This is a genomic window from Tatumella citrea (genome assembly GCF_002163585.1).
GTDB classification, from domain to species: Bacteria; Pseudomonadota; Gammaproteobacteria; order Enterobacterales; family Enterobacteriaceae; genus Tatumella; species Tatumella citrea.
The window spans coordinates 80,447-96,980 of sequence record NZ_CP015579.1; the positions used below are offsets into that span (position 1 = coordinate 80,447).

19 protein-coding genes are annotated in these 16,534 nt (G+C 48.7%); 12 read left to right on the forward strand and 7 right to left on the reverse strand.

The features are described 5' to 3' along the window. Nucleotides 1-23: 23 nt before the first annotated feature. On the forward strand, nucleotides 24-1,241 hold the full coding sequence (gene argD / locus A7K98_RS00425) for a bifunctional acetylornithine/succinyldiaminopimelate transaminase (protein ID WP_087486805.1): 1,218 nt from the start codon (nucleotides 24-26) through the stop codon (nucleotides 1,239-1,241). Nucleotide 1,242: 1 nt separating this feature from the next. On the opposite strand, the gene A7K98_RS00430 is transcribed toward argD, so the two are convergent. Then, on the reverse strand, nucleotides 1,243-3,360 hold the full coding sequence (locus tag A7K98_RS00430; protein ID WP_087490309.1) for a YccS/YhfK family putative transporter: 2,118 nt from the start codon (nucleotides 3,358-3,360) through the stop codon (nucleotides 1,243-1,245). 64 nt (nucleotides 3,361-3,424) lie between these two features. After that, nucleotides 3,425-4,057 carry a cAMP-activated global transcriptional regulator CRP gene (crp, locus tag A7K98_RS00435; RefSeq protein ID WP_038016546.1) on the reverse strand — a complete coding sequence of 211 codons (633 nt, stop codon included), beginning with the start codon at nucleotides 4,055-4,057 and terminating at the stop codon, nucleotides 3,425-3,427. A gap of 300 nt (nucleotides 4,058-4,357) precedes the next feature. Between crp and A7K98_RS00440 the strand changes: the two genes are divergently transcribed. Continuing rightward, nucleotides 4,358-4,762 (forward strand): OsmC family protein, encoded by a 405-nt coding sequence (locus tag A7K98_RS00440; RefSeq protein ID WP_087486806.1) that lies wholly within the window; start codon nucleotides 4,358-4,360, stop codon nucleotides 4,760-4,762. Nucleotides 4,763-4,799: 37 nt separating this feature from the next. Here the strand turns inward: A7K98_RS00440 and A7K98_RS00445 are convergent, their stop codons facing one another. The 3 genes from A7K98_RS00445 to A7K98_RS00455 form a co-directional block, all read right to left on the reverse strand. After that, nucleotides 4,800-5,669, reverse strand: a complete 870-nt coding sequence (locus A7K98_RS00445; protein ID WP_087486807.1) for a phosphoribulokinase — start codon at nucleotides 5,667-5,669, stop codon at nucleotides 4,800-4,802. An 86-nt stretch (nucleotides 5,670-5,755) separates the two neighbouring features. Beyond that, nucleotides 5,756-5,977, reverse strand: a complete 222-nt coding sequence (locus A7K98_RS00450) for a YheU family protein (protein WP_087486808.1) — start codon at nucleotides 5,975-5,977, stop codon at nucleotides 5,756-5,758. A 2-nt stretch (nucleotides 5,978-5,979) separates the two neighbouring features. Further along, a complete protein-coding gene (locus A7K98_RS00455; RefSeq protein ID WP_087486809.1) occupies nucleotides 5,980-6,996 on the reverse strand; it encodes a hydrolase in 1,017 nt (338 codons plus the stop codon). Between the two features lie 57 nt (nucleotides 6,997-7,053). Between A7K98_RS00455 and A7K98_RS00460 the strand changes: the two genes are divergently transcribed. Further along, nucleotides 7,054-7,662 carry a LysE family translocator gene (locus A7K98_RS00460; RefSeq protein ID WP_087486810.1) on the forward strand — a complete coding sequence of 203 codons (609 nt, stop codon included), beginning with the start codon at nucleotides 7,054-7,056 and terminating at the stop codon, nucleotides 7,660-7,662. A gap of 130 nt (nucleotides 7,663-7,792) precedes the next feature. On the opposite strand, the gene A7K98_RS00465 is transcribed toward A7K98_RS00460, so the two are convergent. Next, nucleotides 7,793-9,700: an ABC transporter ATP-binding protein gene (locus tag A7K98_RS00465; RefSeq protein ID WP_087486811.1), complete on the reverse strand. Its 1,908-nt coding sequence runs from the start codon at nucleotides 9,698-9,700 to the stop codon at nucleotides 7,793-7,795. 126 nt (nucleotides 9,701-9,826) lie between these two features. Between A7K98_RS00465 and kefG the strand changes: the two genes are divergently transcribed. From kefG to slyD, 4 genes are all read left to right on the forward strand, one after another. Continuing rightward, nucleotides 9,827-10,378, forward strand: coding sequence for a glutathione-regulated potassium-efflux system ancillary protein KefG (kefG, locus tag A7K98_RS00470; protein WP_087486812.1), 552 nt, complete (start codon nucleotides 9,827-9,829; stop codon nucleotides 10,376-10,378). Continuing rightward, on the forward strand, nucleotides 10,378-12,189 hold the full coding sequence (gene kefB / locus A7K98_RS00475; RefSeq protein WP_087486813.1) for a glutathione-regulated potassium-efflux system protein KefB: 1,812 nt from the start codon (nucleotides 10,378-10,380) through the stop codon (nucleotides 12,187-12,189). Before kefG ends, kefB begins: the two co-directional genes overlap by 1 nt. Nucleotides 12,190-12,250: 61 nt before the next feature. Beyond that, nucleotides 12,251-12,445 carry a YheV family putative zinc ribbon protein gene (locus tag A7K98_RS00480; protein ID WP_087486814.1) on the forward strand — a complete coding sequence of 65 codons (195 nt, stop codon included), beginning with the start codon at nucleotides 12,251-12,253 and terminating at the stop codon, nucleotides 12,443-12,445. Nucleotides 12,446-12,634: 189 nt separating this feature from the next. Beyond that, complete coding sequence (slyD, locus tag A7K98_RS00485) at nucleotides 12,635-13,183, forward strand: peptidylprolyl isomerase (protein WP_087486815.1); 549 nt, start codon at nucleotides 12,635-12,637, stop codon at nucleotides 13,181-13,183. Nucleotides 13,184-13,227: 44 nt separating this feature from the next. Here slyD and A7K98_RS00490 read toward each other — a convergent pair whose 3' ends face one another. Beyond that, a complete protein-coding gene (locus A7K98_RS00490) occupies nucleotides 13,228-13,446 on the reverse strand; it encodes a SlyX family protein (protein ID WP_087486816.1) in 219 nt (72 codons plus the stop codon). A gap of 284 nt (nucleotides 13,447-13,730) precedes the next feature. Between A7K98_RS00490 and fkpA the strand changes: the two genes are divergently transcribed. From fkpA to tusB, 5 genes are all read left to right on the forward strand, one after another. Then, on the forward strand, nucleotides 13,731-14,558 hold the full coding sequence (gene fkpA / locus A7K98_RS00495; RefSeq protein ID WP_087486817.1) for an FKBP-type peptidyl-prolyl cis-trans isomerase: 828 nt from the start codon (nucleotides 13,731-13,733) through the stop codon (nucleotides 14,556-14,558). Nucleotides 14,559-14,724: 166 nt separating this feature from the next. Next, complete coding sequence (locus A7K98_RS00500; RefSeq protein ID WP_087486818.1) at nucleotides 14,725-15,447, forward strand: helix-turn-helix transcriptional regulator; 723 nt, start codon at nucleotides 14,725-14,727, stop codon at nucleotides 15,445-15,447. Continuing rightward, on the forward strand, nucleotides 15,447-15,833 hold the full coding sequence (tusD, locus tag A7K98_RS00505; protein ID WP_087486819.1) for a sulfurtransferase complex subunit TusD: 387 nt from the start codon (nucleotides 15,447-15,449) through the stop codon (nucleotides 15,831-15,833). The genes A7K98_RS00500 and tusD overlap by 1 nt, the downstream gene beginning before the upstream one ends. Then, a complete protein-coding gene (tusC, locus tag A7K98_RS00510; RefSeq protein ID WP_087486820.1) occupies nucleotides 15,833-16,192 on the forward strand; it encodes a sulfurtransferase complex subunit TusC in 360 nt (119 codons plus the stop codon). Before tusD ends, tusC begins: the two co-directional genes overlap by 1 nt. A gap of 14 nt (nucleotides 16,193-16,206) precedes the next feature. Continuing rightward, entirely contained in the window at nucleotides 16,207-16,494 is a 288-nt protein-coding gene (gene tusB / locus A7K98_RS00515) for a sulfurtransferase complex subunit TusB (protein WP_087486821.1), read from the forward strand. Nucleotides 16,495-16,534 lie beyond the last annotated feature (40 nt).

Consider the following 16,534-nt stretch of genomic DNA (forward strand, 5'->3'; position numbering starts at 1 on the left):
ACGACAATCAGGCGGGATATTCAATGGCAAAAGAGACAATGGCAGTAAACCGGGAAACGTTCGATCAGGTGATTTTGCCTGTTTATGCGCCAGCCCGGTTTGTTCCTGTCAAAGGTAAAGGCAGTCGGGTGTGGGATCAGCAGGGGAAAGAGTATGTTGATTTCTCCGGTGGGATTGCGGTTACAGCATTAGGCCACTGTCACCCGGCATTGGTTGAAACACTGAAAACTCAGGGTGAGACTCTGTGGCATACCAGTAATGTCTTTACCAATGAACCAGCGTTGCGACTGGCAAGTAAGCTGATTGCTGCAACGTTTGCTGAGCGGGTCTTTTTTGCCAATTCTGGTGCTGAAGCGAATGAAGCGGCGTTTAAACTGGCACGTTACTATTCGTCAGTACGCCACAGCCCTTATAAAACTAAAATTATCGCGTTCCATAACGCTTTTCACGGTCGTACTTTGTTTACGGTTTCGGTAGGCGGGCAGCCTAAGTATTCTGATGGTTTTGGACCTAAACCAGCAGATATCGTGCATGTCCCGTTCAATGACCTGGATGCCGTGAAAGCGGTAATTGATGATCATACCTGTGCGGTCGTGCTCGAACCTATTCAGGGCGAGGGGGGGATTACCCCGGCCACACCTGAGTTTATGCAGGGATTACGCGAGCTCTGTGACCAATACAAGGCATTGCTGGTACTGGACGAAGTGCAAAGTGGAATGGGCCGTAGTGGAAAACTCTTCGCTTATGAACACTATGGTGTGACTCCTGATATTCTGACCACAGCCAAAGCACTGGGTGGCGGATTCCCTGTCAGTGCTATGCTGACCACTGAAGAGATTGCTTCGGCAATGTCTCCGGGTACCCACGGTACGACCTACGGGGGCAACCCTCTGGCCTGTGCGATTGCTGAAACGGCACTGGATATCATTAACACGCCCGAAGTGCTGGAAGGTATTGAGCAGCGTCGTCAGTGGTTTGTTGAAGAAATTGAGAAAATTAATCAACGTTTCTCTATTTTTAGCGAAATACGTGGCAAAGGCTTGCTGATTGGCGCGGCACTGAAAGATGAGTATCAGGCGAAAGCCCGTGATTTGTTACATGCTGCCGCTGACGAAGGTGTAATGATTCTGACTGCTGGCACCGGAGTTATTCGTTTCGCACCGTCCCTTGTCATCCCTGAACAGGATATTCGTGAAGGTATGGCTCGTCTGGCAAAAGCAGCAGAGAAGCTGTTTGCCTAAGCTAATCTTTGGTGGCGGCCTTTGGGCTGCCATCACTGTTATGTTTATGGTCCGTTTTTTTAATCGTTAGCCACTGACCGTGACGGGGACGTTGGCGCCAGACAATTGACGAAATAGTCCTCATTACCTTCAGATGACTTAAAATCTGATCCAATTGCCTTTCCATAATAGTCACCGGACCTAAGGGTATTTTGTCCGGAGCATCCATGACAAAATTACTGTGATCTTCATCATTCTGGTAGCGTAACCGTTGCTGGCATTGTTGCAGAGCTATTTCACAGGATTCCAGATAGCGTTGTGCCAGGTCAGGAGTCAACATAGTGTGTTCACGGGCGAGTGTAGTCAGTACATTGATATGCTCAACGATAAACTGGCTATGGGTCACCCACAGACGCATTTCACTCAGATATTCGTTATCGAAACCTGGTTCCTGCATCGCCTGATTCAGAGAGTTAAACAGCGCATTATGTCGTTGGTTAGCTTTGATCCTGATATTTTCCAGCACATCGGCAGTCTGTTCTGGTCCAAGCAGAATCTGTAAGGCCTTCTGATAAGTCTCAAGGACATCCTGAGCATTTTTACGTAATAAAGCACTTTGCCATTGGGGCCAAAGCCATAGCATGCCGGCAAAAGCTATCAGACAGCCCAGCAGTGTATCCAGCAAACGCGGAACCAGGAAATTGACCCCATTCAACGATAATAGCTGCAGGCTGTATACTGCTGTTACGGTAAAGCCAATGGTTGCCCATCCGTAATACTGGCGGGAGAACAGATAGCTGAAAAGTGTAATGACCAGCATCGTTATCAGGATAACGGGTTCCGGAGTGGATAGCTTCAGTGATAAAGCCGCAATAATAAGCCCGGCAAATGTGCCAAGAGCACGGTGCTGAATCCGTACCCGGGTTGCGGTATAGCCATTCTGACTAACCAGTATTATGGTCATGAGCACCCAGTAGGGTTTTGGCATATTCAGCGACAGGGCCAACATGCTGGCTGCCATCAGCATGACCGAGAAACGCCCCGCAGTGCGCAAAGCCGTGGATTTTAACGACAAATAGCTGCGTAAAGCTGACAGGAAAGGCAAGCGGCGTTGAGTATCTGCCATAATATCGCGACGATACAGCGGCATACCCGACTGCAGCACTTTGGCGATTTTACTGAAGTGATAATGGTAAAATTGTCCGACAGGATTGTCAGGGAACTGCCGGGCGATATTTTGTAGCTCATCCAGGGAGTCTTTCATCGAAAACTTGCCAGGTATCTGGTGATACAGAATGTTGTCGGCAGTTTTTCTTAACTGCTCAGCCACCAGATCGGCATTGCGCTTAATCACTTCCGCTGACTGGCTTTTTTCTACCAGCTCTCTGACATCTTCGCTCTGGCTGAGAGTGACGGAAATATGCTCCTGCAGGTCTTCGGCCATCATAAATGTCCGGATCAGATAGCGTTCGCGACTGTTTTTTTCTGCCGACAGCATATGAATTTGCTGATAACCAGTATTTATCAGATCGACGACTTTTTGCTGATAATTCAGCAGTGCGGGTAGCGATTTGTCGTAATCATTGCTGCTTAGCAGTGCATATTTCGCTTCACAATAGTTGGCCAGGGCCCGGTACAACAGGCTAAGCGTTTCGCGCAGAGGCTGATCTTTTGACAGTCTGAACCAATACCAGTTAAACAGGCCGTACCATAATGTTCCGCCGCCATACAGCAATGGCGGGCCCCATACCGGCATTCTTCCGGCCAGGCTAAGCGTAAAAGTCATGGCGATCAATGCACCCGGCAACAGACGGCCATGTAACGGGCTGATTTCGCCACAGACTCCAATCAGCAGGGGTAAAATCCCGACAATAAATGGCAGCGGCACATTATGTTGCAGTAACCATTGCAACAGGTAGCTGCTGAAGGCAAACAGAGAGCCGCCGATAATGATGCGCTTAAAAAAATGACGGTGTGGGGTATCCAGCCCGGAAAGATTACAGCATGCGGGAACCAGCGAGAAAAGCAGCCCTTTTTGCAGATCGCCAGCCAACCAGCCAATTGCAACAGGGAGGCAGAGGACCAGCGTTTGGCGCAGTGCGTAATTAACTTCCGGATGATAAATAATTCTGCGCCACATCAGATACAACCGCAGGTAGACAATAAAACGGAACACGGCAGGGACCTGCCGTGCATATCACAAATTAACGGGTACCGTAGACGACGATTGTTTTCCCATGTGCTGAGATAAGATTCTGGTCTTCCAGCATCTTAAGAATTCGTCCTACTGTCTCGCGGGAACAGCCAACAATCTGGCCAATTTCCTGACGGGTAATTTTAATCTGCATTCCATCCGGGTGAGTCATTGCATCCGGCTGGCGTGCCAGGTTAAGCAGTGTCTGAGCGATACGTCCAGTCACATCAAGGAAGGCAAGGTTGCCCACTTTCTCAGAAGTGACCTGCAGGCGCCGGGCCATCTGAGATGACAAGCGCATCAGAATCTCGGGATTCACCTGGATAAGCTGGCGAAATTTCTTATATGAAATTTCAGCAACCTCACATGCCACTTTGGCACGAACCCAGGCGCTACGTTCCTGACCTTCCTCAAATAATCCCAACTCTCCAATAAAATCACCCTGATTCAGATAAGAGAGGATCATCTCCTTTCCTTCTTCATCTTTAATCAGAACTGCGACGGAACCCTTAACAATATAGTAGAGGGTTTCCGCTTTCTCACCCTGATGGATAAGTGTGCTTTTGGAGGGGTATTTGTGAATATGACAATGGGACAGGAACCATTCTAATGTAGGGTCTGTTTGTGGTTTACCAAGAACCATTCTCTTCTATCCTCTGTTGTAATCGTGCCGGAAACACAGGGGGTAAGCTCCTGTGGGGCGCTGAAATCATAGGGCATTTTCGGCTGGCATTTACGATAATCAGTCAGGCTCCGTTCTGATGATCCTGCTCGTTTAGCCATAGTTGTCATCGGGTAAAAAAACTCTACCCCTTTGTTTGTAGCATACCCTGACGAAACTGTCTCCTGTTGTCTTGTCTGACTTTTGTCATTTGGGGCCGATTGCTGTTTATACTCTGAAGGAGTAATCTGGCGGAAATTTTAGCAATTGAGAGTGAGCATAATGCAGGCACGTGTGAAATGGGTCGAAGGGCTAAACTTTATCGGGGAGTCTGCGTCCGGGCACCAGGTTCTGATGGACGGTAACTCAGGCGATAAAGCCCCAAGTCCGATGGAAATGGTTCTGATGGCGACCGGAAGTTGCAGCGCTATTGACGTAGTCTCTATCCTGCAAAAAGGCCGCCATGAGGTGACTGATTGTGAGGTGAAACTGACTTCGGAACGTCGCGAAGAAGCACCCCGCTTATTTACTCATATTAATCTGCATTTTGTTGTCAGCGGTCATAATCTTTCAGATAACGTCGTTGAACGGGCAGTCACGCTGTCTGCAGAAAAGTATTGTTCCGTTTCATTAATGCTGGGTAAAGGCGTGAATATTACCCATAGCTTTGAAGTGATTAATCGCTGACAAGGCGGTCACGGATGCCTCTTGGGGATCCGTGGCCTTAGTTGAAACTGCGTTCTTCCATCAGTCGTTTTACCAGGGGCGTCATAATCAGCTCCATCGCCAGCCCCATTTTCCCGCCAGGCACCACTAATGTATTGATATGTGAAATAAACGACCCCTGAATCATGGCCAGTAAATAGGGATAGTTAATTTCTTCCAGACCACGGAAATGAATCACGACAAAACTTTCATCGAGTGACGGGATAGTTTTGGCGGCAAAAGGATTCGAAGTATCGACCGTCGGAACGCGTTGGAAATTAATGTGAGTGCGTGAGAACTGCGGAGTGATGTAATTAATATAATCATCCATTGAACGCACCACAGAATCCATGACTGCTTCTCTGGAATGACTGCGTTCACGCATATCCCTGACCAGCTTCTGAATCCACTCCAGGTTGACGATAGGTACCACACCCACCATCAGATCCACTTTATCGGCAACGTTATGCTGATCAGTAACAATCCCGCCGTGCAAACCTTCATAGAACAACACATCCGTGTTATCCGCCAGTGGCTGCCAGGGCGTAAATGTTCCGGGAACCTGCTTCCAGGGCACAGCTTCATCATAGGTATGCAGATATTTTCGTGAACGGCCGGTACCCTGCAGCCCGTATTCGGTAAAGGTTTGCTCCAGCAACGAGAAGTCGTTTGCTTCAGGCCCGAAATAACTGATATGTCGTCCCAAATCGCGGGCTTTACGGATAGCAACATCCATTTCCGGCCGGCTGTAGCGGTGAAAACTATCACCTTCCAGTTCAGCGGCATGGATGTTTAGTTGCTGGAATATTTTACGAAAGGCAAGGCTGGTCGTTGTCGTTCCGGCCCCACTGGATCCGGTCACAGCGATAATTGGGTGTCTGGCTGACATGAAAATTTGCTCCCTGAACCAATAAGGCTGACAGCATTGTTAGCATGTATAGCGGCGTGTGTCATCTGTCAGGGGTATGGAAGTTGTTACTCAGCTCTGAAATCACGGGCAGGCATCAGAGTGACAGATTCATGTAATTCTGACCAGACGACGACAATTTGTCCTGCACTGAGTTGCTGGCGGATATCCGCCGTCTTTTCATCAAGAGTTCGCTCATACTCGCCATAATCTGTGCCCTCTCTGAGTACAAAAGACTCTATCAGGTTATCCAGCGTTTCAGGGGCGATTTGTTGCCAGGGAATGATCACGGTTATTTATCCAGCCAGGTAGAAAGCCATTGCGGAATGCGCTGTTCCAGCCACATCACCGGACGAGTCAGAGAGCCTCCGACAAATCCAACATGCCCGCCATAACGAGATAACTGATAGGTGATGCTCGGTGATAAATGTTCAGGATTCGGTATCACGTCAGGCACCATGAAAGGATCATCCTCTGCATGAATGATGAGCATCGGTTTTTCAACACCAGATAATAATGGCATGCCACTTGCGCGGCGATAGTAGTCGGTTGCATCAATAAAACCATGGTTTTTTGACGTAATTTCATCATCAAATTCGCGTAACCGGTGAATTTTATTCAGTCTTTCGGCAGTGATATCCAGCAACCCGGGATAGGCTTTAAGTTTCCGGCGAACGTTCTTCTTCATTTGTGTCAGCAGGTAAAACTGATAAAAGCGTGAAAATCCCTGTTCAAGCTTTGAACTGCAAGGTTCCAGCATCAACGGAGCGGAGACAATGACACCAGCGTCCAGCAGGCAGTCACGCCCCTGGGAACCCATCATGCAGGCCAACATATTACCGCCCAGAGAAAAGCCGGTTGCTGCGGTCGGAACATTTCCCATGGTCTGTTTCATCCAGCGCAAGAAATAGCTGGCATCAGCAAAATCTCCGGAATGGTAGTTCTGTTTTCGACGATTGGATTCACCGCTGCAGCCACGGAAATGCATTACCACCCCGAGCCAGCCGCGCTTCTGAAATGCTGACAGTAAACCGTGGGCATATGGGCTGTTAACGCTGCCCTCAAGTCCGTGAAAAATAACAGCCCGCGATTTATGCAGAGCATGTTGCGGATTTTCGCTCCAGGCAAGATCGACAAAATCACCATCAGGTAATTCCAGCCGCTGCCAGTAAGGTTTTATCCGCACAATACGCCGCAGGATCCTTGGCAGGAGAGTCTGAACATGAGGGTTTTTCAACTGAGGAATAGGTGTGAATTCCTCCGCTGCGTTACGACAAATTTTCATACTGTCGGGTCTTGTCTGATCCATAACTCACTGTATAGTTTCAAAGGTTAATTTAATCCTGAGACAGGAATGGTGTCACGCATGGAAATGGGATTATTTCTCTCGTTACTTGGCTTTCTTTGGGTCGCAGCAATAACACCAGGCCCTAATAATATGTTACTTACTGCATCCGGCGCCAATTTTGGTTTTGTCCGGTCATTTCCGCTGATGCTTGGCATTATGCTGGGCATGCAGGTAATGCTGCTCATGGTGGCCTTTGGTATTGGTGGCCTTATTCTGGTCTATCCTGCTCTCCATTTATTGCTGAAAATTGCGGGAAGCCTGTATTTACTCTGGCTGTCCTGGAAAATCGGCAGCGCTCCTTATGAAGCGCTGGATGTCGATAATACCGCTGTCCCCGCAAAGGCAATGCCATTCTGGCAGGGTGGATTATTGCAGTTAATTAATCCGAAAGCGTGGCTGATGTCATTGGGCGCGGTGGCAAGTTTTAGCCTTGCGGGCATCAACTACCGGTCATCGGTGTTGGCCATCAGCTTTGCGATGTTTCTGGTCAATATCGTCGCCGGTGTGATCTGGCTCGGTTTTGGTACCTTTATCAGTCGCTGGCTGAAAAGCCGTCAGTCCTGGACAATTTTTAATATCTGTATGGGATTACTGACAGCATCCTGCGTCATCCTGATATGGTTATAACTCTCTTCTGCGATATTTGTTACCGGCTCCGTAATGCCCTGTCCTGCCGGACGTCAGGGCATTACGGGAAGCTATAACCTGCAGTGAACTACCTGATAACCAGTGCCCATGACTCAAATCAGTGCCTGATTCACCGGGCTGCTGAACTCATCTCTTCAAGTTGTTCCTGCAGATCAAGCCACTCCATTTCACATTCTTCTAAAGCCGACTGGCTTTCTGCCTGGATTTTCAGAGCCGCGGTCAAATCAGCTTTCCTTGATTGCTCATAGATGTCTGGCTGACTCAGTAACTGCTCATTTTCGCTCAGAGTATTTTGCAGCGCTGACATACGCTTTTCCAGCTGTTCAATTTTTTTACGCAATGGCTGGGTTTGTGCCCGTAATTCAGCTTCCCGCCTTTTTTGATCCTTACGGGCCTGAGCGCTGTTATCCTGCTCTGGTTTAGCGGTTTCCTGTGGAACGCTATTTTTCTGCTGAGTGGTGAGCCACTGCTGATAATCATCCAGGTCACCATCAAACACCGCAACATTCCCTGCATCCACCAGATACAGTTCATCAGTGGTGGCACGAATCAGATGCCGGTCGTGTGAAACCACCACTAATGCGCCTTCATAATCAATTAACGCTTCAGTGAGTGCCTGGCGCATATCCAGATCAAGGTGGTTGGTTGGTTCATCTAAAAGCAGCAGATTAGGCCGTTCCCAGACAACCAGAGCCAGAACCAGCCGTGCTTTTTCTCCCCCGGAAAAACGTCCGGTGATTTCTTTGACTTTATCCCCCTGAAAACCGAACCCGCCGAGATAATCTCTGAGCTGCTGTTCTGTTTCCCGTGGGGCCTGGCGCTGCAAATGCTGCAGCGGTGACTCATCTGCCCGCAGATACTCCAGCTGATGCTGGGCGAAATAGCCCAACTTTATCCCTTTAGCCAGTGTGACTTCGCCTTGCTGAGGAGCTAAGTCTCCTGCCAGCAATTTAATTAACGTTGATTTTCCTGCGCCGTTACGACCCAGCAAACCAATCCTCGACCCGGGGACCAGATTCAGTTTTATCGAATCCAGAATCACTTTGTCGCCATATCCTGCAGTCACTTTTTCCATTTTTAGTAACGGATTAGGTAAACTTTCCGGTGGCAGGAAATTAAAGCTAAACGGGTTATCTACATGCGCAGGGGCGATCAGTTCCATTCGCTCCAGCATTTTTATACGGCTCTGTGCCTGGCGAGCCTTAGTGGCTTTTGCCCGAAAACGGTCAATATAGTGCTGAAGATGTTCAACTTTGGCCTGCTGACTTTGATACATCGCCTGTTGCTGAGCTAGTCGGGTGGCTCTCTGACGTTCAAAATCGCTGTAATTACCGGTATATTCAAACAGATTTTCCTGCTCAATATGCAGGATTTTATTCACTGTCGGGTCCAGGAAATCCCTGTCATGAGAAATCAGGATTAATGTTCCGGTATAACTTTTCAGCCAGCGTTCAAGCCAGATTACGGCATCTAAATCGAGGTGGTTGGTTGGTTCATCGAGTAATAACAGATCAGAACGACAAATCAGTGCCTGAGCAAGGTTAAGTCGCATCCGCCAGCCCCCGGAGAAATCTTTGACCGGTGACTGTAATTGCTGCTGACTAAATCCTAATCCATTCAGCAGGCTGGCAGCACGAGACTGAATGGTCCAGGCCTGTACCGCATCCAGCTTGCCATGTAATAACGCGATTTTATTACCATCATTTTCTGCATTGGCCAGAGCAAGTTCACTTTCCAACTGGCGATATTCTCTGTCACCGTCTATGACATATTCGATGGCTGGCTGATCCAGTGCCGGGGTTTCCTGGTTTACCCAGGCTAACGCCCAGTTGCCGGGGAAACTGACATTTCCCGCATCACTGGTCATCTCTCCCTTCAGCAGGGACAGCAGGGTGGATTTTCCGCAGCCGTTTTTCCCCACCAGGCCAACTTTCTGGCCCGGATTAATAGTGGCGGAAGCGTTTTCCAGCAGCACCCGGGTACCGCGTCGAATTTGTAGTGAAGAGAAGACAATCATAAGCGCCGTATCGTCAGAATATGTTAAATTATCAGCTAAAGGGAACCAGCAATTAAACCGGACAGGTTGTTGTGTGCAGCATGGTAGCTGAAATAGTTATCCGTGACGATGATTTGGAGGAGAACAATGTCAACACAGCCCAAAATCCTGCTGCTATATGCGCATCCTGAATCTCAGGAGTCGGTGGCAAACAGGATTTTATTAGATACTGCAAGGCAGCAGGACAATGTGACTGTGCATGATTTGTATGCCTTCTATCCTGACTTTTTTATCGATATTCATTACGAACAACAATTGCTGCGCGAGCATGACATCATCGTGTTCCAGCATCCCTTATATACTTACAGTTGCCCTGCACTGCTAAAAGAGTGGTTTGACCGGGTATTATCCCGGGGTTTTGCTACCGGAAACGGAGAGCATGCATTGGCCGGGAAATACTGGCGTAGTGTTATCACTACTGGTGAACCGGAAACGGCTTATTCTCAGCATGGCCTGAACCGTTATCCTATGACAGAAATTATGCGTCCTTTTGAACTCACGGCACAAACCTGCCGGATGCACTGGTTAACACCTATGATTATCTATTGCGCCAGACGCCAGAGTGCAAAAGCGATGAAAACATTCGCCAGTGCTTATTATGACTGGCTGTCCCAGCCGTTACCTCAGGGGGTTATTTGATGGAAGGACCAGGCCTGTTAACAGCGGGGGTGATTTATCTGGGGGCAGCGGTGGTCGCCGTTCCCATAGCTGCGAGAATCGGGATTGGAGCGGTGCTGGGTTACCTGTTGGCGGGTATTGCCATCGGACCATGGGGAGTGGGATTAATCAGTGATGTTGATGAAATTCTGCACTTCTCTGAACTTGGCGTTGTGTTCCTGATGTTTATCATTGGGCTGGAGCTGAATCCCAGCAAACTTTGGGAACTGCGGCGTTCTATCTTTGGTGTAGGTGCTGCTCAGGTCATTTTTTCTGCAGCGATCCTTGGCGGATTGCTTTGGCTGACTCACTTTTCCTGGCAGGCGGCGCTAATTGGCGGCATTGGTCTGGCGATGTCTTCGACCGCGATGGCTCTGCAACTGATGCGTGACAAAGGAATGAACCGCAGTGAGGCGGGGCAGTTAGGGTTTTCTGTGCTGCTGTTTCAGGATCTTGCTGTCATTCCCGCACTGGCTCTGATTCCTCTGCTGGCTGGCGGTGATGGTCAGCATCATACCGACTGGATTAAGGTTGGTATGAAAGTCCTGGCGTTTGCCGGCATGTTAGTGGGTGGCCGTTATCTGCTGCGTCCTATATTTCGTTTTATCGCCGCCTCAGGTGTGCGGGAAGTGTTTACTGCCTCAGCTTTGTTGCTGGTTATTGGTTCCGCGGTGTTTATGGATGCGCTGGGACTGTCTATGGCGCTGGGAACATTTATCGCCGGTATTTTGCTGGCGGAAAGCGAGTACCGGCATGAACTGGAAGTCGCTATAGAGCCGTTTAAAGGGTTGCTGCTGGGTTTATTTTTCATTTCCGTCGGAATGGCACTGAATCTGGGCGTTCTGTATACCCACATTGGTGAAATTATCGTGGCGGTGATCGCGCTGGTTGCGGTGAAAACCCTGGTATTGTACATACTGGCTCGTATCTATGGTCTGCGCAGTTCTGAACGTTTACAGTTTGCCGGAGTGCTCAGCCAGGGCGGTGAGTTTGCTTTTGTTTTATTTTCGGCGGCAGCAACTGCTCATCTTTTTTCGGGCGAACAACTGCCATTGTTACTGGTGACTGTCACATTATCGATGATGACCACACCATTGCTGATGCAGGGCATAGATAAAATTCTGGTTCGCCGGTTCAACAAGTCTGGCGATGAAACCAGTGAAAAGCATTATGTTGAAGATGATCAGCCACAGGTCATTGTCGTGGGCTTCGGCCGTTTTGGTCAGGTAATTGGCCGTTTGCTGATGGCAAATAACACGCGGATCACGGTACTTGAACGCGATATCAGCGCAGTCAGTTTAATGCGTAAGTATGGCTACAAAGTTTACTACGGTGACGCCACTGAGCTCGAATTGTTGCGTGCCGCCGGAGCGGAAGGAGCGGAGTCGATAGTGGTGACCTGTAATGATCCGGAAGATGCGATGACCATTGTACAACTCTGTCAGCATCATTTTCCGCATCTGAAAATTCTCGCCCGTGCCCGTGGACGTGTGGAAGCTCACGAATTACTACAGGCAGGTGTGACACAATTCAGCCGCGAAACTTTCTCCAGTGCACTTGAGTTAGGTCGTAAGACACTGATCAGCCTGGGAATGCATCCGCACCAGGCAATGCGGGCTCAGCTCCATTTTCGTCGTCTGGATATGCGTATGTTACGTGAGCTGATGCCTAACCACGATGATAACGGGCAGATATCGCGAGTCCGCGAAGCGCGACGTGAGCTGGAAGATATTTTCAACCGGGAAATGCAGCAGGAAAAACGACAGTTTGACGGTTGGGATGAGTTTGAATAACAAAGCAAAACCTGACCGGATGGCATTATTGCCTATGGTGTTCACAACAGGCAGGTGAGAGATGCGTAAACGTTTTATTGCCGGAGCCGTTTGCCCTGAGTGTCAGCAAAAAGACACTCTGGCAATGTGGCAGGAAAACAATATTGATGTTGTTGAATGTGTGAAATGCGGCCATCAGATGCGTGAGGCTGATAAAAAAGTTACTGAAAATATTCGGCATCACGAACAGATTATTGGTGTGTTTACCCCCGAATAGTGCGGGTTTTATGTTTTTTTTCTCACTGAAACTTACACCGGGATTGAATTTCGCTACAATCAGCGCCATTAAGACCGGAGAGGAAAATTAAGGCGTTTTTTTCCGGTCAGGACCTCTCTGGTTGGTGTTATTGCAGGCAAGAATAAACCAATGAGACAGGATTTAAGCTCTCAACGGTTAGGAGATATCATGAAAGTAGCAAAAGACCTGGTAGTCAGTCTCGCCTATCAGGTACGTACAGAAGATGGCGTATTGGTTGATGAATCCCCGGCAAACGCGCCGCTGGAATATCTGCACGGTCATGGTTCCCTGATTTCTGGTCTGGAAAAAGCACTGGAAAATCATGAGCCAGGTGACAAGTTTGATGTAAATATTGCCGCTGACGATGCCTACGGTCAGTTCGACGACAACCTGGTTCAGCGTGTGCCGAAAGATGTATTTGTCGGTGTTGATGAACTGCAGGTAGGTATGCGTTTCCTGGCTGAAACAGATCAGGGCCCTGTGCCGGTAGAAATTACCGAAGTGGGTGATGATTTTGTGGTGGTTGATGGTAACCATATGCTGGCTGGTCAGAATCTGAGCTTCAACGTTGAAGTGATGGCTATCCGTGAAGCAACGGCTGAAGAGCTGGCCCACGGCCATGTTCATGGTGAGCATGGACATGATCATGGTAACGACCACGATCATGACCACGGTCAGGAAGGTTGTGGTACCGGTGGTTGTGGCTGCCACCACTAATCATTCCTGAGGCAGCCACTTTGCGGTGGCTGCCTGTATCGCCCTTAGTAATGGGGCGGTGGTGTTTCTTCTGACTGAGGGGCAACTAATGACGGTGCGGCTGTTTTGACTTTCTCTGCCAGCATTCGGAATTGATCCCGCATTTTCGCCATCTCAAGTTCGTGCCTGACGACTATCTGATTCAGCTCTTCGATGGTCAGTTCCTGAAAAGCAATCTTGCTTTCAAGCGCTTCCAGACGTTGTTCCCATTCGGACGCTTGCATTCTTTTTCCTCACAATTTCGTTTGCGTGCCATGATGCGCGATCTGTTGGGATTATTCGACCCCCCGGGACAGTAATTCACCGTTTTTTTGCTGCCATGGCGCTGTCTGCCTTGAAATTTCTGGTAATAGCCCAATAATCTTTGAAACTTCCTGATGCAAAAAAGGTCGGAGGTTAACAGAGAATGATCGTGCTGACGGTGTGTTACACCGATATATACCGTTATAGTGTGGGTAATGAAAACACAATAATCACCGGGGTCTGATGCTTCGGTTGGGAGATATGGATGAAATCATTGTTTAAAGTCTCATTGTTAGCGACCACATTAGCCGTTGCGCTAAATGCTCCTGTGGTTATGGCTGCGGACGCCGCTGCCAACACAACTGAGCAGGCACCTAAGACTAATGCTGCATTTAAAGACCAGAACCAACAGTCTGCTTATGCACTGGGTGCATCATTAGGTCGCTACATGGACAACTCTCTGAAGGAACAAGAGAAGCTTGGTATCAAACTGGATAAAAAACTCCTGATCGAAGGTGTTCAGGACGCTTTCGCTGGTAAGAGCAAATTATCCGATGCTGACATTGAACAGACTCTGAAAGCTTTCGAAGGCAACGTGAAAGCCGCAGCCCAGGCGAAGATGGAAAAAGACGCCAAAGAAAACACCCAGAAAGGTGATGCTTTCGCAGCTAAATTCGCTAAAGAAGCCGGCGTGAAGAAAACCGCCAGCGGACTGCTGTACAAAGTAGAAAAAGAAGGTACCGGTCCGGCACCTGTTGACAGCGATACCGTTGTTGTTAACTACAAAGGCACACTGATCGACGGTACCGAGTTTGATAACTCTTACAAACGTGGCGAGCCATTATCTTTCCGTCTGGATGGTGTCATCCCGGGTTGGACCGAAGGTCTGAAACACCTGAAGAAAGGCGGTAAAATTGAGCTGGTTATCCCACCAGATCTGGCTTACGGACAGAACGGCGTCCCTGGTATTCCACCAAACTCAACTTTAGTGTTTGAAGTCGAATTACTGGATATTAAGCCAGCACCTAAAGCTGATGATGCTGCTAAAGCGCCAGCTGCTGATACTTCATCAGACGCCAAGAAAGCTCAGTAATATTGCCCACCGCCGTATCTCTGCGGCGGTTTCTTTTCCCTGCCATGATAAAAGCGCTGGCTTAAGTGATCGACATTTGCCAGACTGATATTTCTGATGTTTCTATTTTTTGAGTCTGCCCGGCAGTGCTTATGACAGGCTCCTGCTACATAGGGTAATATCTGTAATGTCTAATCCATTTAATCCCGGCGATATTTCCGATTATGAGCTTCCGGAGCAACATCCGTTTGAACCGGCAGACTACGACATTCTTAAATCGTATGAATCGGTTGTTGACGGGCTGGCAATGCTGATTGGTTCTCATTGTGAAATTGTGCTGCACTCGTTAGATAATCTGAATTGTTCCGCCATCCGGATTGCTAATGGCGAACATACTGGCAGGCAGGTAGGATCACCTATCACTGATCTGGCCTTGCGGATGCTGCATGATCTGCACGGCGAAAAGAGTAATGTGTCCCGTGCGTATTTTACCCGCGCAAAAAGTGGTGTGCTGATGAAGTCAGTGACGATTGCAATCCGCAATCATAGCCAGCGGGTTATCGGTCTGCTATGCATCAACATGAATCTGGATGTTCCTTTTTCACAGATCATGTCAACGTTTATGCCTCCGGAAATGCACCAGGTAGACTCCAGTGTCAACTTTGCCAGTTCAGTGGATGACCTTGTCGCCCAGACGATGGAATTTACCATTGAGGAAGTGACCAATGATCGTAATGTCTCCAATAATTCGAAGAACCGACAGATTGTTCTGAATCTTTATGAGAAGGGTATTTTTGACATTAAGGATGCGATTAACCAGGTCGCAGATCGCCTGAACATTTCGAAACATACCGTCTACCTGTATATTCGCCAGTTTAAAAATGGTGATTTCCAGGGGAGTGAACGCTAATGCGTTATTCACTGCTGGTGACCGGGGCACCCTACGGGACGCAGCAATCGACCAGTGCATTATTATTCGCCAGAGCGCTTTTAACCGCGGGTCATCAGTTAGACAGCGTATTTTTTTACCGTGAAGGTGTGCTGAATGCTAATCAGCTGACCGTACCAGCCAGTGATGAAACAGATATTGTCCGTGAATGGCAGAGCCTGCATCAACAGTTCGGAACCGGGCTGCATATTTGTGTGGCAGCGGCGCTAAGGCGCGGAGTGGCGGATGCTTCTGAAGCGGCGCGTCTTCAGTTACCGGCAGACAATTTGCAGCCTGGTTTTATGCTGAGCGGGTTAGGCGCGTTCGCTGAAGCTGCTTCGGTTTGTGAGCGAATGGTGCAATTCTGATGAACAGCGTCGCTTTTGTTTTTACTTCTGCTCCACATGGAACCAGCGCCGGCAGAGAAGGTCTGGATGCACTACTGGCAACGGCAGCTATCAATGAGCAGTGCGGGCTGTTTTTTATCAGTGATGGTGTATTACAGATTCTGCCTGACCAGCAACCTGCCAAAATTTTATCCCGCGATTATATTGCGACCTTTGGCGTATTGCCTCTGTATGACATTGAACAATGTTATCTGTCTGCAGAGTCATTGTTTGCCAGGGGTATTCCGGCTGAGAGTGAGTGGGTATTACCGGCGCAGGTGGTAGCAATGACTGAAATTCGCCGCCTGTTGGCTGGCTACGACAAAATCATTACCTTCTGAGAATTGCACCGCAAATGTTACATACACTTATGCGTTCACCCTGGCAGACGGATATCCGGGGGATGATAATGCTGCTTAGCGCAGACGATGATCTTTTGCTGCTGCAGGATGGAGTTCTGGCAGCCGTTGAAGGGAATGAGTTGCTCCGGGCTTTATTACAATCCCCTGCGACTGTTTATGTATTGCAGGAAGATGCCGCTGCCCGGGGTATTATTGGTCAAATTTCAGACGGTGTGCGAAAAATAGACTATAATGGGTTCGTTGAACTGACAGCCAGACATCAGCAACAGCTCGCCTGGTAGCACAGAAGTATTGGTTATTTCTTGACACCTTTTAGCCCGG